The following is a 1,246-nucleotide window of genomic DNA, read 5'->3' as shown; positions in this document are numbered from 1 at the left end:
GCGGCCCCTGCCGGACAACGATGATCGTGGATCGGGGGCGAGGGCCGGATCGGTCCCGGAGGATCGTTTTCCTTACGGGTCGGCGCCCTCGAGCAGCGGCGCCTCCCGCGCCAGCGCCTCGGCCATGAAGTCGAGGAAGGCGCGGATGCGCGCGGTGCGGCGCAGGTCCTCGTGGGTCAGCAGCCACAGATCGAGGGTGAAGCTCTCGGGCAGCGGCGCGACCCGCGTGAGGTCGGGCTCGAGGTCCGCAACGCCGCACGGCAGGGTGGCGAGGCCGATGCCGGCCCTGGCGGCGGCGATGGCGGCAGCGACCGAGTTGACGCGGAACGCGGGACGGACGCCGGGCAGGAACTCGGCGAAGGCGCGCACGAGCGGCGCGTGCTCGGCGTCGAAGCCGATCCACGGCTGCTCGGCCAGCGGCGCCGTCGCCTCGGCCGCGGCCGCTCCATAGACTGCGAAGGCCAGCCGCCCCACCCGGCGGCCGACGAGCGTTTCGGGCGGTTGGTTGCCGACCCGCAGCGCCACATCGGCCTCGCGCCGGGTCAGGTTCAGCGTGGCATTGCCGACGGTCAGTTCAATCTCGATGCCGGGATAGGCACGGCGAAAGGCCAGCAGATGCCGCGGCAGAAGGCCCTGCGCCAGCATGTCCACGGTGGTGATCCGAACGATGCCGCTCAGCCGCAGGTCCTGTCCCGTGACCTTGCGGTCGAGGGCGGCGATCTCCTCCTCGACCCGCAGGGCGCTCTCCTGCATCGCCTCGCCCGCCGCAGTCAGGGCGTAGCCGTTCGGCAGCCGGTCGAAGAGGCGCACGCCAAGGGTCTCCTCGAAGGCGCCGATCCGCCGGAAGACGGTCGAATGGTTCACGCCGATCTCCCGCGCGGCCCCGGACAGCGTGCCCGCGCGCGCTACCGCCAGAAACAGGCGCAGGTCGTCCCAGTTGTCGATCCGTGCATCCATACAAGGCTGCCTTTCGGATTTCGCGGATCGCTCCGCCGTGACATGCAACATAGCTGGTAGTTGACGCAATGGCCAAGGCAGCGGCTGTGCGTTCCTGCAAGGGCAGCTTTCGGGTTTCCCCAATCGCACCTCGGACGAAAGTCATAGGTCATTGGCTGAAGGCAGGGACGAGCCCCGCCGAATGTCGAAAGGAAACGACCATGACCCAGAAAACCATCCTCCGCAGCGACGAGCTTTCCTGCCCCTCCTGCGTGCCGAAGATCGAGAAGGCCCTCCGCGGCCTCCCCGG

At 69.5% G+C, this 1,246-nt stretch carries 1 protein-coding gene and 1 pseudogene; one reads left to right on the top strand and one right to left on the bottom strand.

Annotated elements, in window-relative coordinates:
- Positions 1-72: 72 nt before the first annotated feature.
- Entirely contained in the window at positions 73-957 is an 885-nt protein-coding gene (locus KTN05_RS17590) for a LysR family transcriptional regulator (RefSeq protein ID WP_217330661.1), read from the bottom strand.
- Positions 958-1,025: 68 nt separating this feature from the next.
- On the opposite strand from KTN05_RS17590, the pseudogene KTN05_RS18335 reads away from it, so the two are divergent.
- Positions 1,026-1,246 (top strand): annotated as a pseudogene (locus KTN05_RS18335) (hypothetical protein); the annotation flags it as partial.

The organism is Paracoccus sp. Z118 (assembly GCF_019061185.1).
Taxonomy (GTDB): Bacteria; Pseudomonadota; Alphaproteobacteria; order Rhodobacterales; family Rhodobacteraceae; genus Paracoccus.
This window is presented reverse-complemented; position numbering and strand designations above follow the sequence as displayed.

Coding starts and splice junctions, on each gene's coding strand:
- KTN05_RS17590 (WP_217330661.1), bottom strand. CDS start 957: ATGGATGCACGGATCGACAACTGGGACGACCTGCGCCTGTTTCTGGCG.